The organism is Acinetobacter sp. LipI_15, from assembly GCF_058242865.1.
The window spans coordinates 1,691,775-1,712,949 of record NZ_JBZAYN010000001.1; the positions used below are offsets into that span (position 1 = coordinate 1,691,775).

Annotated in this window: 21 protein-coding genes; 10 read left to right on the forward strand and 11 right to left on the reverse strand. The window is 39.6% G+C overall.

Translation table 11 applies throughout. The features are described from left to right. Nucleotides 1-39 precede the first annotated feature (39 nt). A complete protein-coding gene (argC, locus tag AC4CU0_RS08120) occupies nt 40-1,092 on the reverse strand; it encodes an N-acetyl-gamma-glutamyl-phosphate reductase (RefSeq protein WP_180094555.1) in 1,053 nt (350 codons plus the stop codon). Between the two features lie 214 nt (nt 1,093-1,306). Between argC and AC4CU0_RS08125 the strand changes: the two genes are divergently transcribed. Together AC4CU0_RS08125 and AC4CU0_RS08130 are read left to right on the forward strand one after the other, a co-directional pair. Then, entirely contained in the window at nt 1,307-1,795 is a 489-nt protein-coding gene (locus AC4CU0_RS08125; protein ID WP_490742898.1) for a hypothetical protein, read from the forward strand. 81 nt (nt 1,796-1,876) lie between these two features. Beyond that, nucleotides 1,877-2,227, forward strand: coding sequence for a hypothetical protein (locus AC4CU0_RS08130; RefSeq protein ID WP_490742899.1), 351 nt, complete (start codon nt 1,877-1,879; stop codon nt 2,225-2,227). Between the two features lie 5 nt (nt 2,228-2,232). Here AC4CU0_RS08130 and AC4CU0_RS08135 read toward each other — a convergent pair whose 3' ends face one another. Both AC4CU0_RS08135 and rpiA read right to left on the reverse strand, forming a co-directional pair. After that, complete coding sequence (locus AC4CU0_RS08135) at nt 2,233-2,910, reverse strand: YgjP family zinc-dependent metalloprotease (protein ID WP_490742900.1); 678 nt, start codon at nt 2,908-2,910, stop codon at nt 2,233-2,235. A gap of 265 nt (nt 2,911-3,175) precedes the next feature. Continuing rightward, nucleotides 3,176-3,847: a ribose-5-phosphate isomerase RpiA gene (gene rpiA / locus AC4CU0_RS08140; RefSeq protein ID WP_120402688.1), complete on the reverse strand. Its 672-nt coding sequence runs from the start codon at nt 3,845-3,847 to the stop codon at nt 3,176-3,178. A gap of 107 nt (nt 3,848-3,954) precedes the next feature. Between rpiA and ilvA the strand changes: the two genes are divergently transcribed. The 4 genes from ilvA to AC4CU0_RS08160 all read left to right on the forward strand — a co-directional run bounded on the left by ilvA (nt 3,955) and on the right by AC4CU0_RS08160 (nt 8,308). Next, the gene (gene ilvA / locus AC4CU0_RS08145) at nt 3,955-5,493 is read left to right on the forward strand and encodes a threonine ammonia-lyase, biosynthetic (RefSeq protein WP_490742901.1); all 1,539 of its coding nucleotides are present in this window, start codon (nt 3,955-3,957) and stop codon (nt 5,491-5,493) included. A 173-nt stretch (nt 5,494-5,666) separates the two neighbouring features. Then, complete coding sequence (locus tag AC4CU0_RS08150) at nt 5,667-6,155, forward strand: hypothetical protein (RefSeq protein ID WP_180114236.1); 489 nt, start codon at nt 5,667-5,669, stop codon at nt 6,153-6,155. Between the two features lie 104 nt (nt 6,156-6,259). Continuing rightward, nucleotides 6,260-6,919 (forward strand): potassium channel family protein, encoded by a 660-nt coding sequence (locus tag AC4CU0_RS08155; protein WP_180065508.1) that lies wholly within the window; start codon nt 6,260-6,262, stop codon nt 6,917-6,919. 51 nt (nt 6,920-6,970) lie between these two features. Continuing rightward, on the forward strand, nt 6,971-8,308 hold the full coding sequence (locus tag AC4CU0_RS08160; protein ID WP_168378596.1) for a TrkH family potassium uptake protein: 1,338 nt from the start codon (nt 6,971-6,973) through the stop codon (nt 8,306-8,308). Between the two features lie 65 nt (nt 8,309-8,373). On the opposite strand, the gene AC4CU0_RS08165 is transcribed toward AC4CU0_RS08160, so the two are convergent. The 4 genes from AC4CU0_RS08165 to AC4CU0_RS08180 all read right to left on the reverse strand — a co-directional run bounded on the left by AC4CU0_RS08165 (nt 8,374) and on the right by AC4CU0_RS08180 (nt 14,021). Continuing rightward, entirely contained in the window at nt 8,374-9,531 is a 1,158-nt protein-coding gene (locus AC4CU0_RS08165) for a phospholipase A (protein ID WP_490747072.1), read from the reverse strand. A gap of 18 nt (nt 9,532-9,549) precedes the next feature. Continuing rightward, nucleotides 9,550-12,489 (reverse strand): insulinase family protein, encoded by a 2,940-nt coding sequence (locus AC4CU0_RS08170; RefSeq protein WP_490747073.1) that lies wholly within the window; start codon nt 12,487-12,489, stop codon nt 9,550-9,552. Nucleotides 12,490-12,630: 141 nt separating this feature from the next. Beyond that, complete coding sequence (locus AC4CU0_RS08175) at nt 12,631-13,398, reverse strand: COG4705 family protein (protein ID WP_490743483.1); 768 nt, start codon at nt 13,396-13,398, stop codon at nt 12,631-12,633. A 173-nt stretch (nt 13,399-13,571) separates the two neighbouring features. After that, complete coding sequence (locus AC4CU0_RS08180; protein ID WP_078188654.1) at nt 13,572-14,021, reverse strand: GNAT family N-acetyltransferase; 450 nt, start codon at nt 14,019-14,021, stop codon at nt 13,572-13,574. A 277-nt stretch (nt 14,022-14,298) separates the two neighbouring features. Here AC4CU0_RS08180 and AC4CU0_RS08185 point away from each other — a divergent pair, with 277 nt between their 5' ends. From AC4CU0_RS08185 to AC4CU0_RS08195, 3 genes are read left to right on the forward strand one after another with little or no spacing between them, the layout of a single operon-like run. Then, complete coding sequence (locus AC4CU0_RS08185) at nt 14,299-15,303, forward strand: adenosine kinase (protein ID WP_180173186.1); 1,005 nt, start codon at nt 14,299-14,301, stop codon at nt 15,301-15,303. Then, on the forward strand, nt 15,303-15,629 hold the full coding sequence (locus AC4CU0_RS08190) for a Rieske (2Fe-2S) protein (protein WP_078188656.1): 327 nt from the start codon (nt 15,303-15,305) through the stop codon (nt 15,627-15,629). The genes AC4CU0_RS08185 and AC4CU0_RS08190 overlap by 1 nt, the downstream gene beginning before the upstream one ends. 16 nt (nt 15,630-15,645) lie before the next feature. Beyond that, on the forward strand, nt 15,646-16,254 hold the full coding sequence (locus AC4CU0_RS08195) for an OB-fold-containig protein (protein ID WP_180183465.1): 609 nt from the start codon (nt 15,646-15,648) through the stop codon (nt 16,252-16,254). 99 nt (nt 16,255-16,353) lie between these two features. Here AC4CU0_RS08195 and AC4CU0_RS08200 read toward each other — a convergent pair whose 3' ends face one another. After that, nucleotides 16,354-16,980 (reverse strand): YidB family protein, encoded by a 627-nt coding sequence (locus AC4CU0_RS08200; protein ID WP_490742903.1) that lies wholly within the window; start codon nt 16,978-16,980, stop codon nt 16,354-16,356. Nucleotides 16,981-17,091: 111 nt separating this feature from the next. Next, complete coding sequence (locus AC4CU0_RS08205; protein WP_180114243.1) at nt 17,092-17,562, reverse strand: DUF6231 family protein; 471 nt, start codon at nt 17,560-17,562, stop codon at nt 17,092-17,094. A gap of 34 nt (nt 17,563-17,596) precedes the next feature. On the opposite strand from AC4CU0_RS08205, the gene AC4CU0_RS08210 reads away from it, so the two are divergent. Beyond that, nucleotides 17,597-18,466 (forward strand): DUF2797 domain-containing protein, encoded by an 870-nt coding sequence (locus tag AC4CU0_RS08210; protein WP_180183473.1) that lies wholly within the window; start codon nt 17,597-17,599, stop codon nt 18,464-18,466. 77 nt (nt 18,467-18,543) lie between these two features. Here the strand turns inward: AC4CU0_RS08210 and AC4CU0_RS08215 are convergent, their stop codons facing one another. Together AC4CU0_RS08215 and AC4CU0_RS08220 are read right to left on the reverse strand one after the other, a co-directional pair. Further along, nucleotides 18,544-19,470 (reverse strand): alpha/beta fold hydrolase, encoded by a 927-nt coding sequence (locus tag AC4CU0_RS08215; RefSeq protein WP_490743484.1) that lies wholly within the window; start codon nt 19,468-19,470, stop codon nt 18,544-18,546. Between the two features lie 241 nt (nt 19,471-19,711). Further along, a complete protein-coding gene (locus tag AC4CU0_RS08220) occupies nt 19,712-21,061 on the reverse strand; it encodes an Ig-like domain-containing protein (RefSeq protein WP_490742904.1) in 1,350 nt (449 codons plus the stop codon). Between the last annotated feature and the right edge of the window lie 114 nt (nt 21,062-21,175).

Here is a 21,175-nt window from a genome sequence, read left to right on the forward strand (position 1 = left end):
AATCCAGTTTTAAATGTGTGTGAAGTTTTAAATCGTTTCTTATGGTAATAAACCAATGCCTTGAAGTCCTGCATTTTCAGCAAAACTAAACATCAAGTTCATATTTTGTACGGCTTGACCTGCAGCACCTTTCACCAAGTTGTCTTGAGCCACCAAAATCACTAATTTTTTCGGTTGAGGTTTGCAAATCGCAATACGTAATTGGTTCGCACCACGCACAGTACGTGTTTCAGGTGAGCTACCTGCCGGCATAACATCTACAAACTGCTCATTGGCATAGAACTGTTCATATATGCTTTGTAAATCCGCAGAAGCACCTGCGTCTGTCAAATCAATATAGATAGTGCTGAGCATGCCACGAATCATTGGTACCAAATGCGGTACGAATAAAATTTCGTTAAACACACCTTTTTGACCTGAAATATTTTCTAAGGCTTCTACAATTTCAGGATGATGACGGTGACCTGCAACTCCATATGCCTTAAAGTTATCTGCATTTTCAGAATAGATCATACCTAGGCTGGCTTTACGACCTGCACCAGACACACCTGATTTTGCATCAATAATAATGCTTTCAGGTTTCACTAATCCTTCAGCTTTTAATACTGGCGCTAAACCGAGCTGAACAGTTGTTGGGTAACAACCTGGGTTACCAATCACTGAAGCCTTTTGAATTTTTTCACGGTTTAATTCAGACAAACCATAAACTGACTCTTTTAATAGCTCTGGACATGCATGGTCTAGGCCATACCATTTCTCAAATTGAGCTAAGTCTTGCAAGCGGAAGTCAGCAGCAAGGTCAATCACTTTAGTATTTGCAGCAACTAACTCTTCTGCGTGTTTCATTGCTACACCGTGAGGCGTAGCAAAGAATACAACGTCACATTGTTTTAGTTCTTCAATATTTAGATCTGAATAGCAAAGGTCTGTATGTCCACGCAAGCTTGGGAACATATCATCCACACGGCGGCCATTTTCAGTACGTGATGTCAGAACTTTTACTTCTGCATTTGGGTGTCGCAGTAAAATACGCAGTAATTCAACACCTGTGTAACCTGTACCGCCGACAATACCTACTGAAATCACGCTCATTACCTCTATTCAAAGTATCCATTTGATGACTGCGTAGTATGACAGGAAGTTACGGTTTTCTGAACTGTTTTGGAGGGTATTTGACTGAATTTTGTTTTAGTAATAAAAATATTAAAATCAAATAGAAACAATCAAAAAATTCAATAAAACAGATCTATTTAAAAATAATCTTTTTCTTTTATACTCTTAATATAATTTTAAAACCGCTTAAATCATGACAAAAAACATACATCAACAACCCCAACAAGCACCGCAAACTAATAATGATTGTTTCATCATTATGCCTATTGCTGACCACCCTGATTATAAAAATGGTCACTTCAAGCGAGTATATGAAGATATATTCGCACCTGCTTGTAAAGCAGCTGGTTATAAACCTGTTCGTGCAGATGATGTTACCCAAGCAAATCTAATTCATTTAGATATTTTGCAAAAACTACTAGAATCTCCTATGGCAATATGTGATTTAAGCACTCGCAATCCCAATGTACTGTTTGAACTAGGCTTAAGGCAAGCGTTTGATAAACCAACCATATTAGTTCAGGAAATTGGTACTCCTAAAATTTTTGACATTAATATGTTCCGTTACACAGAATATCGAAACGGTTTAGATTATCGTGATGTTCTGTCCGACCAAAAATCAATTCAAAAAGTCTTAGAGGAAACTACATCCGCTGTAAATGAAGGTAAAAGTGTTAATTAAATAATAAAACTTTTATCAATTACAAGTCCTGCAACACTTCAAGACTCGTCCACTTTTGAAGAAAAAGAGTTTTTTAATATATTGAGGTCAGACATCCATAGTTTAAAAGAAGCTATTTTTAGCAAACAGCCTAACTCTTTCAGGGCACATAACTCTCGCACACAAAACAAAAATCTGAAAAATGAGATAAATAAATTATCTTTCCATAAATTTATTACTTTAGGAAAAGACACATTTGAACATAATCTTGATAAATTTATTCAAATGATAACAATTACCTTCGATGTTAAAGACATTCATATTTCAAAAGATAAACTTGATAGACCTTATATAGCAATTACGACATATCAAGATATTTCAGATGAATTACTTTTTGAAATTTCACAACACGCAGATGTAAAAATAGAGGATATCGACGATTTACCATTTTAAAATATTTATTTAATCCACCACCATGGCATTGGTGTACTTTTTAAAGTTTTCCGATGCTGCTGAAAATCAACATCATGCTTTTGCACTTCAGCCCAAAAGTTTGGGCTATGGTCAAAGTGCTTGGTATGCGCTAACTCATGTACAGCTACATATCGTGCAATTTCCAATGGAAAAAGTACCAAACCGCTATTCAGCATAATGTCATGCTTAGCAGAACAGCTGCCCCAGCGTGTTTTAGGCTGACGAATCGAGCAATCACCATATTTCAAGCCTGTTTCACTGCTCACTTGCTTTAAATAGATTGGTAAATACTCTTTGGCATTAGCAATCACAAAGCTTTTTAAATATTGCTCAGGCTGTCGATCACTGATGAATAGTTGATGGCTTTCGTCATCCAAGATAAATGAATGTTTTTGGGTTTGATACACAACCTGTAAAGGCTGCTCTAGATTGAATAGTTTTAATTCGGTTGGAAGCGCTTTATCAATCTGCCCTGCTTTTTCCTGCTGCTTTTGCCATGTTTCAATCATCCATTGTTCCGATTGTTTCAGAAAATCTTGCACTTGGCGCTGCGTGCAAAACTGGGGAACAGTTAATTTAATTTGCGTTGGTTCTACACGCAGTCTTAAGCGTGTGGCACGTAATTTTCGAGTGATTTGAATTTCAGGAAGGTTGGGAGTCATATTTTTATTGATTCTAAAATTTAAATCTCCGATCTTACGGAAATTCACATCTCACCTTTTCTAAGAGAAGTTTTAAAGGATTTTTAAAGAGTAAAAAATAGTAATGGAATTAATATTGAAAAGTCCCTTCTCCCTTAGGGAGAAGGTTAGGATGAGGGGACTTTTAAATTGACCTCTCCCTAACCCTCTCCTCAAAGGAGAGGGAACTTCCATTAGAAATTTAAATATAAATCGAAACTCAATTTACATTTAAATTTTCTATAGATTAAACCGCAGTACGCTCTTCAATACCGTTATCAGTTGCAACAACAGCAATATCCGCTTTGTTTAACGCAAAGATACCGTTACACACTACACCTGGAATGTCATTCAAAGTCTTTTCAAGCTCTAAAGCATTTAAGATATTTAAGTTGTGTACGTCTAAAATTACGTTGCCGTTGTCCGTTACCACACCCTCACGGTAAACAGGATCACCGCCTAAAGAAACGATTTTACGCGCAACAGCAGAACGTGCCATTGGAATCACTTCGACAGGAAGCGGGAAATCACGGCCTAATTGATCAACCCATTTTGAATCATCTACGATACAAACGAATTTTTTCGCAATCGACGCAACAATTTTTTCACGAGTAAGTGCAGCGCCGCCGCCTTTAATCATGTGCATATGACGGTCGATTTCATCAGCGCCATCAACATAGGCATCTAAACCGCCAACGTGGTTCATATCAACCACTTCAATGCCTAATTTTTTCAAACGTTGTGCAGTTGCTTCAGAACTTGCAACAGCAGCTTCAAGTTGAAGCTCTGGCAATAATTCGATGAGGAAGTTCACAGTACTTCCTGTACCAACACCCAAAATACCGCCCTTTGGCAAATGCTTTAACGCAGCTTTTGCGGCAGCTTGTTTCTTTTCATCTTGGGTTGCATACAGACTCATAACTTGGCTCAACTATTTTTTGACATTAGACGCTGATTTTTCAGCCCAAATGTACAGGGGTTTGTTACAATAAACCCCTATTTTAAACTGTTAGATGGAAAATTAACATGCTGTCTCGTTTGGTTCGACAAATATTACAGGCAACGGTCTATGACGTTGCAATCGAAACCCCACTCGAAGCAGCGCCACGAATTAGTGAAAAACTAAACAATAACATTCGCTTTAAACGCGAAGATTTACAACCTGTCTTTTCTTTCAAGCTACGCGGTGCCTACAACCGTATTAGTCAATTACCGAAATCTCAGTTGGAACGTGGCGTTATTACTGCTTCTGCAGGTAACCATGCTCAAGGCGTGGCATTATCTGGTAAAAAGTTGGGTATTCGCGCCATTATCGTTATGCCTAAAACCACACCAGACATTAAAGTACAAGCGGTTAAACGCTTAGGCGGTGAAGTGGTTCTGCATGGCGACTCTTTTGACGTAGCCAATAAATACGCAATCCAATGTGCAATAGATGAAGGTATGACCTTTATTCCACCTTATGATGACGAACTCGTTATGGCCGGTCAAGGAACCATTGCCAACGAAATTTTGCGTCAATGGCGTGATGTAGACTATGTATTTGTTGCTGTGGGCGGTGGTGGTCTCATTGCCGGTGTAGCCGCTTACTTAGGTGATGTGGCACCTCACGTTAAAGTCATTCCTGTTGAATATGACGAATCAGCATGTTTAAAAGCAGCCTTTGAAGCCAATGAACGTGTCATTCTGCCATCTGTAGGTTTATTTGCCGACGGTACAGCAGTTGCACAAATTGGTGAAAAACCATTTGAAGTGATTCAACTGCAAAAATCTGACAACTCTGGCCCTATTGTTGAGCGTGAAGTTGTACTGGTAAATACCGATGAAATCTGTGCAGCGATTAAAGATACCTTTGATGAATGCCGTAGCATTGTTGAACCATCTGGTGCAATGGCGCTTGCAGGTATCAAGAAGTATGTTGCAGAGCATGGTCTAGAAGGCAAAAATATGGTGTCGATTGTATGCGGCGCCAATATGAACTTTGACCGTCTGCGCTACATTGCGGAACGTACTGAACTGGGTGAACGCAAAGAAGCGATCTTTGCTGTGACCATTCCAGAAGAAAAAGGTTCATTCCTCCAATTCTGCCGCGCACTACAAGGCCGTAACATCACTGAATTTAACTACCGCGCTAGTAATTCTTCTGCTGCTCAAGTCTTTGTGGGAATCAGTCTCAAAAATGGCGAGAAAGAACGTCAGGAAATTTTTGAAACTTTAAAATTCCAATACGATGTAGATGATCTTTCTGATGATGAAGTCGCTAAGCTTCATATCCGTTATTTAATTGGCGGTCATGCAGATATCGAGAATGAACGCCTATTCCGCGTGGAATTCCCCGAACGTCCGGGCGCATTACTGACTTTCTTAGAACGTCTAGGCCCAACGCATAACATCACCCTATTCCATTACCGTAACCACGGTGCTGCTGAAGGTCGTGTATTGGTGGGTATGGAAGCAACGGATGCGAAACAAAACCCAGATGGTTTAATTGAAACATTGGAAAATATTACCTATCCATATGTTGAGATTACCAATAACCTCGGTTATCAACGTTTCTTGAAATAAATGAGACTTCTATAAAAAAGCTGGAATCTAGATTCCAGCTTTTTTATTTGCATCAACTATTTCCTGAATCAAAATAAATAAATTCATCAAATTAATTCATCAACGCTGTCATTGTTGTTAATTTAACCATACCCTATAATCCATTGAAAATAAAACAAAATGGATATTTAAAATTGAATTTTTATGCCTTATTTATGATCGTCATTGTGGGTTTAGGTGGATATTTTTATGCATATCCGGCTTATCAACTTAAGCAAGAGGAAGATAAGATTCGTCAAAGTATGAAACAAATTCCAAATCAGTCACGTACGCAAAATCTAGAAAATATTTACGGCTATACCGCGCAGGCTGAAATGTTGAATCAATATCCAAATTACATTGTATATATTCGCTTTGATGAGCTAAGTGATCAAACCGCTCCCGAATCTGTTCAAGCCATTATCCGTGAATTTTCATGCGATGGCTTAAACCGTTTAAAGAACAATTCCGAGCTCGTTCGTAAAGCCACTCTAAATGTCATTAAAGAAGATCAACATCAATTTCAATATATTCTAAAAAATAAACTAGGCTATGAAATTTTTAAATACCAACAAGTTATGGATAATTGTCCCAATATTGCTGAACTTTATGCCTATCAAAACGCTGAAGAAATTAAAAATTAAAACTTTTCGGTTTAGATGGATTATGTAAATTTTCATAGCCGCTCTAGGCTGAACAAGCTAACATCAACATATTCAATAACTTTAGAATAATTTAGGAATACGGCATGGCACAATTCGCTGTGATTGGCTTAGGAAGTTTTGGCGCAACTGTAGCCACTGAACTCATGGGTTTAAAACACGATGTCATTGGAATCGATAGCAACAAAAAGTTTGTTGAAAGTATTTCGGACCAACTAACCCATGCAGTGATTGCTGATGCAACAGATGAACACGTTTTACAAGAACTCAATATTCAAAATTGTGAAGCAGTCGTAGTCGCAATTGGTGAAGATATTGAAGCCAGCATCTTATGTGTGCTCCATCTTAAAAACATGGGGATCAACAAAATTTGGGCCAAAGCCAAGTCCAAAGCGCATCACATGATTTTAACCCATTTAGGCATCAGCAAAATCATCCATCCTGAAGAAGATATGGGCGTCCGTGTTGCCCAGTCACTGAGTTATCCGATGGTGAGTCGCTACATGGTGCTCGAAGATGATCATTATTTGGTGAAAGTTGAAATTAAAGAATCACAACAAGGCACGCGTCTAAATCAAATAATGGGTCATGTCCCTGAAGTGAAGGCGATTTTGCATAAACGTGGCACCCAGCTTCAATATAGTTTAGATCCGAACCTGATTTTACAAACAGGCGATATTTTAGTGGTTGAAGGTTTACTCGAACATTTACGTCGACTGGCTAAACACTTTAAAGCAACTTTGTAATCAGCGTCGTGTCTATTTGCACACAATCGCGCAAGATGACAGTAGAAAAACATGAAACTGCACAATAAACAGCGTAATACCATTAATCTTAGCCCACCCAGTATTTTGGCATTGGGTTTTCTTGGGCTAATTATCATTGGCACCTTGCTGTTAAAGCTCCCATATTCACATCATGGCGATTTAAGTTGGATCAATGCCCTCTTTACAGCGACCTCTGCCGTAACCATTACAGGACTTTCAGTTGTAAATGTCGGCGAAGCCTATACGGTGTTTGGTAAAGTCGTGATTATGGGTTTACTACAATGCGGTGGTCTCGGTTTTATGACCTTTGCGATATTGGCCGCTATGAGTTTGTCCCCTAAAATTGGGCTAAAACAACAGATTATGGCTCAAGAAACCATTGGACAAACCAGTCTTGCCAAAGTGACCATGACCATCAAAGGCGTACTGCTTTATTCGCTATTTTTCGAAATGGTGGGAACGGTTATTTTGACCATCGCTTGGATGCAAGAATACAATTTTAACCAGGCCCTGTTTTATGCTGCCTTTTATAGTGTTTCAGCATTTAATAATGGTGGATTTTCATTATTTCCCAATAGTTTAATGAGCTTCGCTGACCGTTATTTCATTACGTTTACCATCAGTATGCTTTACATTATTGGGGGTATCGGCTTTTTGGTACTGATGGACATTAAGCGCAATAAAAGTTGGAAAAAACTCAGTACCAATAGCAAGCTGATTTTATCGACTATTGCGGGTTTAAATGTCTTTGCCTTCATCACCATTTGGTTATTAGAAGCCAATAATGCTGCTACCTTAGCTACGATGTCACTTGGTGACCAAGCCCTCAACGCGTGGTTCCATGCAACGGTTCCGCGCTCTTCGGGTTTTAACAGCTTACCTATGGAAAGCATGAGCGATGCATCATCACTCGTCACGATGTTACTGATGTTTATTGGAGGTGGTTCTCTCAGTACAGCTGGTGGCATCAAAGTCGGGACGTTTATTATTGTTGTACTCAGTGTGGTCAGTTTTTTAAGACGTGAAGATGAACTGCGTGTGTTTAACCACTCTGTTTCAGAAAAAACCACCTTTAAAGCATTAGCGGTAATTTTCATTACAGTAACGTTGATTTTCATTGGCTTTTTCAGTCTATTGCTTCTCGAACCTGATAAACGCTTTTTAGATTTGTTGTTCGAAGCGGTATCCGCTGCTTGCACCGTTGGTCTATCTCGTGGCATCACCAGCGACTTACAACCTGCTAGTTTAGTTGCCCTGATGTTATTAATGTTCGCAGGTCGACTTGGCCCCTTAACACTGGCCTATCTGATTGCCACACCGAAGAAGAGTCGGTTAAAACACCCACCTTCTGAGATTCAGATTGGTTGATTTGTACATTGTCTCACAGTTATAAAAAAACCACGCCTTAGCGTGGTTTTTTTAAATTCGAATCTTTAGAACCAATTCATTAATGACACACCGACACCGACATAGGTTGCCCGATGGTTATAGTCAATCAGGCTTTCACCATAGCCATCAAACAATTGAACTGTGCCGCGTAATTTACCATTGATTGGGAAAGTCCAATCGAACTGCACCGCACCATGTGAATCATCACCACCTTTCAATGAATGACGTAACATCAAACTAAAGTCATGATCTTTATGACGATAAAACGCTGTTAAATCCCCACGTCCCACATAATCGGTAATGTCAGGGTTGTTATCATCTTTGGTATCTTCTTCGAAACGATACCAAGGACGTAACATCAGTGCAAAATTGTCACGTTCAAATCCAAGATTTAACATGATACGATTCCAACTCCGCGATAAAGGATCAGAACGCCCATTAGACTGATGGTTAAAAGTTAAGCCCAGCATACGCCAGTTCAAACCCAAGAGTTCATAGTTGGTACGAAAAACCAGACTGGCTTCAGGCTCATAGTTGGTTTCACGGAATGGTCGTGATTCGTCTTCATTGTAGACTTGCCAACGAGAAGACTGGGTATAGCCCAACCAGATATCACCATTATCACCAAATAAGTTTTCAACAGCTTTGGTTTTTAATGACAATTGGAATTTGGCTTCCATCGATTTCAGGTTTTGTTCCTGATCGGCTTGTACCGTGTTGTTTTCATTCGGGCTTGATGGACGTTCATTTTTATCCGAAGTCCAATATCCCGGCATTAAATACACAGGTTGATAGCCACGAATATTCCACGTCCCCAATTTACTTTCTGGAGAAAGCTCCCAACGACTATCCAATAGTGAAAGATTTGGATTGAGGTTCGGTGCTTCTACAGCAAATAAACGGTCCGTAAACGCATGACTGACTTTTTCTTTGAAAGTTAGTTTCTCTGTCGGTTCAGGCTTAATTTCTTGTGCGGCTTGACGCTCAGAGACCAACATTTCTTTTTCAGCAGGTTGCACTTTAAACAAAGCGTCATAACACGATAATCGCTCTGCATTTGACTCAAGTGCCACACATGCTTCTGCGGTTGCAGGCTTAGCAGCCACATCCGCATTTTGTGCATTTACAGTACTGACATACATTGAACTGAGCGCAATGAGGCTCAGTTGCAATGTCGTACGCTCAAGAGATTTGAACGCCATAAAAACCCCTTTTTTGTTTTAATTCACTTGTTTTATTTCGAAACCAAGCTCAACCAAAGCATCTCGCTTAGCCACCGGTGCAACCACAGCTTTTATCGGTTGTTGTTCAACCAAATACGCCACAGCAACACGTTTTAGATCTCCCAAAGTCACATTCAACAGACGTTCACGTAACATTTGACGGAAAGCTGGCGTGCGTTTATGCAATAAAGCATAACAAGCTGTAATGGCTTCACCCGCTGGTGACCCCGGTTTATCCATGCTGGCAATTAGACCCAAAATCGCTTCTTCTAGCTGATGAGGTTGTTGTTCAGCATTCAGTAGCCACTGCACACTTGCGTCAAAATCTTTAAACGTTTCAGCTAAACGTGGGTCACGGTAGCTATAGAAACGGAATGAACATGCATTGCCGTCATAGCTTGCTCCGCCACCATAAGCACCACCTTTTTCACGAATCGCGCTATGCAAGAAGCCATTACGTAGATAAGCCGCCAAAATCATTAAAGGTGCTGCATCTGGATGTGACACTTCCACCGCAGGATATGCTGAAGCGCAGAACTGAACATTGGCTTGAATGAGCCAAGCTTCGTCATTGTTGCTATCTGCAAAATTCACTTGAGTTAAAGCATGTGGGTTATCATCAATCGCCACTTTATCCCAAATGGTTTGAACTTCTTCAACCAATCGGTCTGAATGATGCTCCTCACACACCACCAAGAATTGTTTTGGTGCTTTAAGCAAACGGTTGTGAATTAACTTAAGCTCATCAATCAAGGCATTATAAGCCGTGTCGTCTTGCTCAATTTTGCTGACAAGTTCTGACAGCCAGTTCAGCGCGCCTAGGCCTGTATTATGATAATCACGTAGCGCCAATGCACTATGTTGACGACCTGCAATTTGCATTGCGTAACTATGACCAGAACCAGATACACGTGACTGCCAACGTGCTTTACGTTGTTGTAATAACTCTACGATACGATTTTTTTCATCAAAACGTAGCTGTTCAAAAGCCAATTTCAATAAGCGAATGGCTTCAAGATTATTCACCAATGATTTAGTGGTCAACGTTAGCCAAGCACTAATTTGACCTTTATCATCCACTTTTGAACGCAGCGATGCCCCCATACCTAAACCGCCACTCACAGCTGTTTGCAACTGTTGTAGCTCTAAGTAATCGTATTCACCTGCACCAACTTCACCCATCAAAATCGACAAGAGGTTGAAATACGGCGATTGCACCACCTCATCAGGAATCTGAATCAAAACTTGTTGGTAGTAAAGACCATTGGTGCCTGCGTGGTAAAGATTTAACGGCGTATCCAAGCCATTACTGATAATTTCGCGTAATTGACCTTGTACAATCTGTAATTGTGCAGGAACGTCTTCTAAACCTACTTTAGGCAATAGGTTCAAATCATCTGGGGTATCTTGACGAATGTTCAGTGCTTCAGTCTGCGCAATAATCTCTGCTTTTTGCGCTTCAGTTAAGTTCGCATCAATTTCTTTTAAACGTGCTTTTTCTGCTGCCGCTTCCAACGCATTTTTTTCAGCATCTGGAACCAAAGTTAATTGCACACGATGTTGATTATCAAGCAAGTAGGTTTTGATTAAGTTAGATAACCACATTGGGTCTTTCAACTCTTCCTTCACTTGTTCAATGGCCGTATCCACATCCCAGACATCTACAGGGTCTGAATGGTGAATCGCACTGCTTAAACCATTCAGAATTAAGCTTAGGCCATATGGTGTACCATCACCATTGATTTCACGCTGATGCAATTCAATCTGATGCAAAATCGCCTCAACTAAAGCCGGGTCAACAGGCTTAGCCGCAACGTCTTCTAATACTTTAAACACGCCATTTTTAAATTGTTCTGCATGCTCAGGGTTTGAACCTTGAATTGCACAGTAGAACGTCATTTCATAGTTTGAGTCATCTACGCCCATGAATGGACCAGTCGACTGTGCATAACCACAGGTTTCTAAGTAATGACGTAATGGCGAAGCAGAATCTTCAAGCAATACACCTTCAACCAAACGCATACCTAAACGTAATTTAATATTACTTGCTTCAGGCAATAACCAAGAAAGCACATGATATGTTTTGTCTTTGAGGTCTTCAGCATCAACTGCATACGTTTCAGTTACAGTTACAGGCGCAGTTAAGCGGCGCTCAGGTTTTGAATATAGCGTTTGACCTTTTTCAAATTTTGACAAAGCAAGCGTTTCAAACTGTTCTTGTAAATTATATGCAGGCTCATTACCAAAGGTCATGAACACGGCATTACTTGGGTGATAATGTGATTTGTAGAAACTCACTAGCTCTTCATAGCTTAAGTCAGGAATGTCTTTCGGATCACCGCCTGAGTTGTAATGATATGTCGTTTCTGGGAATAAATGATGTGCAAGTTGGTGATACAACTGATCTGAAGGTGAACTCATTGCACCTTTCATTTCATTAAATACCACGCCTTTATATACCGCTTCGCCATTTTCTAGCTCAATACGAATCCCTTCTTGCGCAAAATCAAGGGGGTTCAAATTCGCAGCAAAAGCAGCATCCATATAAACTTCTAACAAGTTTTGGAAGTCTTTTTTGTTTTGCGTTGCAAATGGATAAGCCGTCCAATCCGCTGCGGTAAACGCATTCATAAACGTATTGAGTGAACGACGAATCATTAAAAAGAATGGGTCACGTACAGGAAACTTTTCTGAGCCACACAGTGCCGTATGCTCAAGAATATGCGCCTCACCTTTTGAATCCATCGGCTGCGTACGGAAGGCAACTAAAAATACGTTTTCGTCATGGTTTGTGGCTAAGTGATAATGCACTGCGCCAGTCACTTTGTGTTTATATTCAGACACTAAAATGTCTAAAGCTTCAACATGATGTTGACGAATCAACTGAAACGCGGGATGTACAGTTTGAGAAATGGTTTCAGTGACATCTACAGTCATGTGTGCTCCTAATCTATTCATTTAAATTAGGCAAAGTATACCTTAAAAAATCACAACTAGATTCACCGAAACAACATTTCCAACTGTTTTAATCAACTTGAACTTTAATTTTAAAAATCACTTGTTTTCGCACTAAAACATTTAGACAGATTTTATGGATTGCCTATCATTTCGTGTTGACCAATAGACACAAATCACAATCGCCAACAACAGTACAAAAGAAGCCATAAAGCGACTTAGATCCAATCCACCTGAACTGATTGGCTTATCTAGAAAATCGCCGACAACTGCGCCCAATGGACGTGTCAAAACAAAAGTGGCCCAAAATAAAAACGTCTTTGAGACCCGACTAAAAAAGCACAACAACGCCATCAATAGAATTAAACCACCAAATAGCCAAATGCCACCGCTATAGCCTAATCCTGCACTATCGGAAGTCCAGTCCCCCAAAGCCGTACCTAATGTTTGAGAAAATGTAATCGTCAACCAATAAAAGATCTGTGTTCGCGGCAAATTCACTACACTTGGATTGATCGATCCTTCGACTCGATACCAACTAAAAAGCGATATGAGCACCAAACTCAGTAACAGCAAACTACCACCCAAGTAGCCAATCCCTAAAGAACGATCTACAAAATCCGCTAAAGTCGTACCTACCGTTGTACTGGCAATAATCGTGGCCCAATATAAATAAGGTTTATAGGCTTTGGACTTTATTTGAAAATACAGCAAACTGATAAATATGCCTGCGAAAATAAAGGTACTGAGTAGATAGCCCAAATTTAAGGACATGGACAATGCATCACCACTGGTTTCACCAAAGGTGGTTGCAAAAATTTTGGTCAACCAAAACAGTGCGGTAATCTCAGGGACTTTTTTAACGTAGTCTTGTAGCTCAGACACTTGCATATGCATCACTCTATGCAGTTATTTTGATGCTTATATCTTCGATAACTAAAATGAATTTTTGCTTAAAAATTTGCTTAAAATAAGGCGCTCTTTTTTAGAATTATCACAAGAAAAAAGCACCCGATATCGGATGCTTGATTTATAGTATTTACTGTCTATTTGTGGATTTACAACTAAACTAAATATTTAAAATAATTATAATTTGGATGACTTTCGACATAGACATAATTCTGTTTTTGATAGAATTTTGCAGCATTTTTAAGCTCAGTATTTAAGCATAGTGCAGAAAAGTGTTTTTTCGCACCCTTTTCCAATTCCACCAATAGCTGCTTACCCACGCCATGCTGACGGTACTGCGGATGCACATAGAAACGGCGAACTCGTCCAATCCGTTCTTCTACACCAGTATCACCCCATTGCTGATTTAAACCGCCACAAGCAATTAATTTATCGCCATCATAAGCAAGCAATAATTGCTCACCCGTTTGGTCAAAACGATTTTTACCACTTTGATATTCTTCAATTAAACGGTGTATAAATGTATAGCCTTCATGCTGCGCCAAAGCAGCAATATTTTCGATTTGAGCAGGAAGTTGCTCTGCTGGACGAATCGTAATTTCCATATATTCACACTTTTAATCTGTTATCTATTTATGATGACCAAATCATCTTGATTCAGTCTGAACACCCTATAGCTCTATAAAAGTAAAATTTTTCGATTTGCACAATAGCAAAGCTGATTAAAACGGCAACTAATTCAAAAAAAATGTAAAAATATAATGGATTTGCCCGATTTTTATACACACTTGTCCTTTAATTGAATTTTCTTCAACAAACTACAGCAATCCTGAGCATTCGTGTAAACTTAGCACTTTCATTTTTTTGATGTGAACATACAACATGGCAACTGTTGACCTTTTTGCAATTGGTAATGCACTTATTGACCAAGAATTTAAAGTCTCTGACGAATTCCTAATTCAACACAATCTGCAAAAAGGTACGATGCAACTGACTGATGGTGATACTCAAGCAGCCCTTTATAACAATCTAAAAGCGACTCAAGAATATAAAGGTCAAGCTTCTGGTGGTTCTGCAGCAAATACAACGGTTGCTTTTAGTGCTTTAGGCGGAACTGCATTTTATGGTTGTCGTGTCGGCAATGATGACTTAGGTCAAATTTACCTAAATGGTTTAAACGACGCAGGTATCCAAACTGCAACTCAATCAATCAGTGAAGGTGTAACCGGCACATGTATGGTATTAGTCAGCCCTGATTCTGAACGTACGATGCATACTTACCTCGGTATTACTGCGGAATTGACTGATAGCCAAATTGATTTTGGCAACTTAAATACTGCGAAATGGTTATATATCGAAGGTTATCTTTCTACATCAGACAGCGCACGCCTAGCGGTAAAACAAGCACGTCAAATCGCCAAAGCCAATGGTGTACAAATTGCTTTGACCTTATCTGATCCAGCAATGGTGCAATATGCACGTCAAGGTCTAGATGAGTTACTCGATGATGGCGTAGACTTATTGTTCTGTAACGAACAAGAAGCACTGATGTACACCGAAACAGATCATTTAGATGCTGCACTTGCTAAATTGCAATCACTAAGCAAACACATTGTCATTACATTAAGTGCCAAAGGCGCCTTAATCCATAATGAAGCAGCAACATTTACCGTGCCAGGTCGTAAAGTTACCGCAGTAGATACCAATGGTGCAGGTGATGCATTTGCTGGTGCTTTCCTATATGCACTGAATGCAGGTCATGACTATCAAACGGCTGCTGAACTTGCCATCTTGATTTCAAGTGAAGTTGTGGCTCAGTTTGGTCCACGCCTAGCAGTTGAAGACTATGCTCAGCTTTTACAATCATTTCAAAAGGAATGTGCTTAATGTTTAAAATTTGCATGACGGATGATGTGCCAGAACGTGAAGCACGATCATTCGAAACGCCTGAAGGTGAAACGATTTTTATCACCCAACGTGATGGCATGTTTTACGCTTATCAAAATAACTGCCCACACTTGCACGTAGAACTTGAGTTTCTAGAAAATCAGTTTCTAGATCGTGACCAAGAATTTATTGAGTGCTCAACACATGGCGCCCTGTTTATGGTCGAATCTGGGGAATGTATTTCTGGTCCATGCCAGGGTCAAGCCCTTGAAAAAGTGAACATTAACGTGCATTCTGATGGTGGAATCTACCTCACAGAAGAATAAACACTGGAATACAACCATGTCCGCATTTTTAACAGACTATAACTTAATTCCCTTTCATTTAAGTTTATTGACCGTACTGTTATTGGGCATGGTTGAAACCATTGGCTATTACATCAATATTAGTCCTAGCCAAGTTTTGAAAAGAATTGCCCCACAGCGCATACAAGAATTGGCATTATTAAATGTCAAATTTTCCAAAACTCTGATTTTGTTCTTCTTACTGATGAATTTTAGCTTTGCAGGCTATGTACTTCAGTTCTGTATCCATGCCAAAGACGGTCAATTCGTTCCTGCTTATTATCTCATTCTACCTGCGTTGATTATTGCCATATTCTTTACGGTATTTATGATTCATTGTTTGGATCAAGTCGTTCCGCCCAAATATAAAAAGCAAACGGTTAACTTGCTTGGCCGCCTTGCAACAATTTCGAGTGGTAGTGCCCGTCCCGGCTTTTCCGCTCAAGCTCGTGTGCGTGATGAGTTTGGTCAACTACATTATGTGCAAGTTGAACCAGAGTTTGGTGAGTTAGAGTTTCAGTCGAAAATCATTTTGATTCGTCAAAAAAAATCACACTATATTGGCAAAAAAATCAGTGTGTCGAACCGTTTATTTAATCCATCCTAGTGACAATCTTAGTGACACATTGTTATCATTTTTCAAATCATAAAAAAGCCAGTGTTCATTGGCTTGTATTCAATCAAATACCATCAAACGATATTGTGATTAACGCTTAAGAAAACCTGAAACCAAATTCATCACTTGTTGAATATCAGCATTCGCTTCTTGCTGATTGGTTTGTCCAGCTTGTGGCGTCAATGAGTCAATAATTTGCGGCAATACTGTTGAAATTGCACTGTACACATCTTGTTTCTGAGTTTGAGTTTCTTGTGCAACTTGCTCCACTTCGGCATCATCAAATAAATTTTGTACTTGTTGATTATTCACAGCGGCATTATCGCCAGGGCCTGTAGATACCCAATCATCAACCTGACTGCTCAAGCCCTGTCCACGTAATTTATCCAAAGCACCTTGTAGGCCACCTTGTTTTTGAATCCAAGCCAGCACCAGAGGTAACACTGCTACTAAAATGGTTGATGCATTACCACCGCTACTACGTTGCTGCGGCTGCGCTGCACCACCCAGTTGGCCCAACACAGAGCCTAAAATTCCACCTAAACCACCTGCTTGGTTTTGAGCATTAGTTTGGGTATTTTGAGTGCCTACATTTGCGCCCAATTGACCCAGCACCGAACCTAAAATACCACCCAGACTACCTTGTTGATTTTGATTGTTTGCACCACCGAGGGCCTGCTTTGCTAAAATCTCAACAATATTATTTAAATTTGTCATTTTATTTTTCCCAGTGAAACCTAGATAAATTCATTACAGCATACGTGGGAAAACACAGATTTGTCATAAATGTTTGTTAATTTTTGCAATTTCTCGCAGGCTAAGTATTTGTTACCAACGGAATTTATCCCAGTTTTCAGGATTTGCCCAAAATTTAGAGTTAAACCAATCTGGAATATGTTTATAAGTCAAAATATTAAACTGCCATAAAGCAAAATCACTTTCATGCGTGGTTTTATCAATGAGCTGAGTAAAGCCTAAAGCACGTAATAATTGTTCATCGTGTAACTTACTCACCACCACGATGCGTTTGGCAAATAGGTCACGCAATTTTACCAACATCTGCGTTTTCTGCTGCTGATCCAAACTCAACATGGTTTCAGTATCAAGAATCACAAATCCAAGGTCAAAACGCTGGGTAAAAGGCAGATTTAAAAACTCAGTTACGTTAAAATGTTGCCATTGAATTGGATGAAATTGATTGTATTGCTCAAGATCCTGACCAATACAGATTGCGGTTAAAATGGGCTGCTCTTTTGACAAATCGTCTAGCATAGAAGTGATGACATTTTGTTCAGCCATTGACCGCATCCTTAATAATGAAGTGAGTATTCGTATGGAACTACAAGGCATTTGCCATAAAATGCATGCAGGTCTTAAAGACCTTAGTGTAACTGATCAACATACACACAAGGCAAATGTTGAGTATAAATTTATTCTAGATCGCTCAGAAGTTGATCTACCATTTAGCCTTGGCCAAGAAATAGAAATCGAAGCCACGGGAAATATCTACTGCATTTCTTGCGGCGCAAAAACACCTAAATCGTATTCACAAGGTCATTGCTTCAAATGCATGAAAACTAAGGCTTCTTGTGATATGTGCATTATGAAGCCTGAAACCTGTCATTATCATCTCGGGACTTGCCGTGAAGATGATTTTGCCCATAAAGTTTGCTTTCAACCGCATATTGTCTATTTAGCCAATTCGAGTGCCTTAAAAGTGGGGATTACTCGACTTGGTCAAATGCCTACACGTTGGCTGGACCAAGGTGCGACGCAAGCTTTGCCTATTATGAAAGTTGGTTCACGTCGTCTATCTGGTCAGCTTGAAGTCATGTTTGGAACGCAAGTGGCCGATAAAACTGATTGGCGTAAATTACTCAAAGGTGAAGCAGAACCCATCAACCTGATCGAAATTCGCGACCAATTGGTGGAAGAATTTGCACCAAAAATTCAGACCATTCGTGAAGAATTTAGCCAAAATTTAGAGTTTAATGAAACTGTTGAACTGTTAGAAGATGAGTTGCCACGCCAATTTATCTACCCGGTAGATGAATATCCTGAAAAAATCAAATCGCATAATTTGGACAAAACACCAATTATTCGAGGAAAATTACAAGGGATTAAAGGTCAGTATCTGATTTTGGATACCGGTGTGATCAATATTCGTAAATACACGGGCTATGAAATTAAAGTACGTACTTAAATCGACTTAACGTGTCTAATTAAGTTTAAAAAAGCGAGATATTTCTCGCTTTTTTTCACACACTTTACCGATTTTATTCATTGAACAGTTGAAAGAAACTTTAAATATGGCAGCGCTATTAACTGCTCCGCTTCTAAGATAGGCATATGACCAACATGGTCTAAAATCAGTGGCTTTTCAGCTTTTTTAAATAAGCGTCTCAGTTCTTCTGCCACTTCAACATTGATAATCTGATCTTGCTTCCCCCAGATAATAAACACAGGTGCATCAATGCCTCGTCCAGCCAAAGCAAAGGACTCTGGCGTATACAAGGTGGCCATTTTTTGCAGTTGCTCCACCATTTTATTGGTTTGTTTAGATTGAACGATCATCAACTTTTCTTGCCCAATTTTTAATTCTTGTGGAATAAAAGGCGGAGATTGCATCACGATCTTCATCACGCGATCAAAATCACCGGTTTTTCTGACCACTAGCTCTGCAAGCTTTGCCGTATCTTTTAGATATACTGTATTGCTCGACTTAAAGACACCAGCCGAATCCACCAACAATAAAGATTTCACTTCTAAGGGATACTGAGCGCTATAGAGCATGGCAATTGCACCACCCATCGAATGCCCTGCGATATGTAAATTTGGATCTAACTTTGCAGCATCAATAAATCGTCGTAATTTTTCAGTTAAATTTGGAATTGATAGATCAAATTTATCTGTGACAATAGTTTCTCCATGTGCTGGCAGATCTGGAATAATGACATGATAATTGGGCGTTAAATAACGGGCAACGCGGTTCCAATTATCACGCGTGCCTGACAAACCATGTAGCAATAACAGCGTCGGTTTTCGTGGATCTCCTCCTTCACTATATGTCCACTCGATTTCATTATTTTTGACTTTTTTACTAGTCAAGCCCGCCCAAGCTCTTTCCTGCTCTAGAACTTTTTGAAAGTTCAGTTCTGCAGCTTGAATACTACTCGCAACACAAATGGTTAATAGCATCAATATCATGTGCTTAAAATAATGATCTATCCATAGCAATAACGGGTTCTTTAAACGTTTACATTGAGGCATATACAGAGATATCATCCGCTTAATCCTTTGTTGTGATGAGTTATTTTTTCTTCATATTATTTTTGAGAACACCAATCTACGATGCTAGAGTCGATATTTCATTTGCTAAATCTTTTAAATAAAAATTATATCTGTCAATTTAAGCCAAAAAAACCAGCTCGAAAGCTGGTTCATATTTCTAAGCAAGCCAATCAGACGGTGTCAGTGGAGCTTCAATGAGTAAGCTTGAATATTCAAACGCAGGCAGCATAGAGGGCAGATTTGAAACGTCTCTGCTCAATGCGATCAAATCCTGTTCATCGGTATGCAATACAATTGGGACTTCATTCGCATCCTGTAAAAGCGTATCTAGATTGATCACAGCCTGAATAGGCTCATTTGGACTATCAATTTGGTTTTCACTTTGTTCATCACTCAGTTCATCACTGACCAATAAAATCTCTGTAAGCTCAGCAGATGATTCAGGTTGTGCAAGTATCAGTTTAGCTATTGAGATTTCAGGCGATTGAACACCTCGGCTATCTTCAGCTACGATTGTTGCAAAGCCGCCATTTTGAATCGGGTTATCCATCGACCAGAAACCACTTTCATTGGCATAGGTCACGTAATCTTGACCATTGGCTGTCACAATGATTTTAGCCTGTTGAAATGCATTGCCTTCGAGTTTTTCACTATTTAGCGTCACTTCTGGTGCTGGTAGTACATAGCTTGGATTTTCAGGCGGGGTCTGAATAAATGGAAATGCCAAGCCAATCGCAGGAGATTGCTGACCAAATTGATCTTCCACAACAATCATCAACGTGCCACCATTTGCCACTGGGTTTTCTATTGACCAAGCGCCATTTTCATCGACCTGAATACGATACACAGCTTGATCCGACTCAATCACAACAGTTGTATTTGGTGCGGCAGTACCCGATATCACCGCGCCAGACTCTAAAATCGTAACAGCTTGCGGTAAAATGATTTGCGCTGTATGCAACGCCTCAGAACGATTACCGTCCTGATCAATTGCCACAACACTTATTGCACCTGTGGTCGTTAAAGGATTGAGCATCGACCAATCGCCATTTTCATCAGCAACTGTTATAAACTCTTGCTCACCATAGGTCACAACCACCGTATTTCCTGCATCAGCTTTACCAACCAAATATTCACCTTTTTCCAGAATTTCTGGCATCTTCGGCAGTACAATTGGCTCTGCAATTGGAGCAATCATTATTGCCTCTGAGTGTAAGCCATGATGATTTACTGCATAAATTGTAGCAACTCCGCCCTCTTTAAGTGGATTTTCAATCTGCCAATGTCCTTGTTTATCCACTTTGACACGTGTAACAGTTTCACCGACCGAAATGATCACCCATGTTTTTGGCTCTGCCGTGCCAGTTAAAAGGTCATTTAGTCCTGTCACTTCTGGTGTTGAGGGAATATGCTGATGCTGTGATTTCCCCTGAATCAGCAACTGCTTTATTTCAACTTGCCCCAAAATATTTTTTAAAATACCGTTTAAATGATTCATCTTTTGCATAACACCCTCAAATCACATCATTATATTTTTTAGGAAACTGCCTTCCCAAACTCAATTTAAGAGAATTATTCAAATAGTCAATTATATTTAATCTTTGTTTTTAAAAGTTTTTCT

What these genes read in the sequence shown, in the direction of transcription:
- argC (WP_180094555.1), bottom strand. Translation starts at nt 1,092, where the DNA reads ATGAGCGTGATTTCAGTAGGTATTGTCGGCGGTACAGGTTACACAGGT.
- AC4CU0_RS08125 (WP_490742898.1), top strand. Translation starts at nt 1,307, where the DNA reads ATGACAAAAAACATACATCAACAACCCCAACAAGCACCGCAAACTAAT.
- AC4CU0_RS08135 (WP_490742900.1), bottom strand. Translation starts at nt 2,910, where the DNA reads ATGACTCCCAACCTTCCTGAAATTCAAATCACTCGAAAATTACGTGCC.
- rpiA (WP_120402688.1), bottom strand. Translation starts at nt 3,847, where the DNA reads ATGAGTCTGTATGCAACCCAAGATGAAAAGAAACAAGCTGCCGCAAAA.
- ilvA (WP_490742901.1), top strand. Translation starts at nt 3,955, where the DNA reads ATGCTGTCTCGTTTGGTTCGACAAATATTACAGGCAACGGTCTATGAC.
- AC4CU0_RS08155 (WP_180065508.1), top strand. Translation starts at nt 6,260, where the DNA reads ATGGCACAATTCGCTGTGATTGGCTTAGGAAGTTTTGGCGCAACTGTA.
- AC4CU0_RS08160 (WP_168378596.1), top strand. Translation starts at nt 6,971, where the DNA reads ATGAAACTGCACAATAAACAGCGTAATACCATTAATCTTAGCCCACCC.
- AC4CU0_RS08165 (WP_490747072.1), bottom strand. Translation starts at nt 9,531, where the DNA reads ATGGCGTTCAAATCTCTTGAGCGTACGACATTGCAACTGAGCCTCATT.
- AC4CU0_RS08170 (WP_490747073.1), bottom strand. Translation starts at nt 12,489, where the DNA reads ATGACTGTAGATGTCACTGAAACCATTTCTCAAACTGTACATCCCGCG.
- AC4CU0_RS08175 (WP_490743483.1), bottom strand. Translation starts at nt 13,398, where the DNA reads ATGCAAGTGTCTGAGCTACAAGACTACGTTAAAAAAGTCCCTGAGATT.
- AC4CU0_RS08180 (WP_078188654.1), bottom strand. Translation starts at nt 14,021, where the DNA reads ATGGAAATTACGATTCGTCCAGCAGAGCAACTTCCTGCTCAAATCGAA.
- AC4CU0_RS08185 (WP_180173186.1), top strand. Translation starts at nt 14,299, where the DNA reads ATGGCAACTGTTGACCTTTTTGCAATTGGTAATGCACTTATTGACCAA.
- AC4CU0_RS08190 (WP_078188656.1), top strand. Translation starts at nt 15,303, where the DNA reads ATGTTTAAAATTTGCATGACGGATGATGTGCCAGAACGTGAAGCACGA.
- AC4CU0_RS08195 (WP_180183465.1), top strand. Translation starts at nt 15,646, where the DNA reads ATGTCCGCATTTTTAACAGACTATAACTTAATTCCCTTTCATTTAAGT.
- AC4CU0_RS08200 (WP_490742903.1), bottom strand. Translation starts at nt 16,980, where the DNA reads ATGACAAATTTAAATAATATTGTTGAGATTTTAGCAAAGCAGGCCCTC.
- AC4CU0_RS08205 (WP_180114243.1), bottom strand. Translation starts at nt 17,562, where the DNA reads ATGGCTGAACAAAATGTCATCACTTCTATGCTAGACGATTTGTCAAAA.
- AC4CU0_RS08210 (WP_180183473.1), top strand. Translation starts at nt 17,597, where the DNA reads ATGGAACTACAAGGCATTTGCCATAAAATGCATGCAGGTCTTAAAGAC.
- AC4CU0_RS08215 (WP_490743484.1), bottom strand. Translation starts at nt 19,470, where the DNA reads ATGATATTGATGCTATTAACCATTTGTGTTGCGAGTAGTATTCAAGCT.
- AC4CU0_RS08220 (WP_490742904.1), bottom strand. Translation starts at nt 21,061, where the DNA reads ATGCAAAAGATGAATCATTTAAACGGTATTTTAAAAAATATTTTGGGG.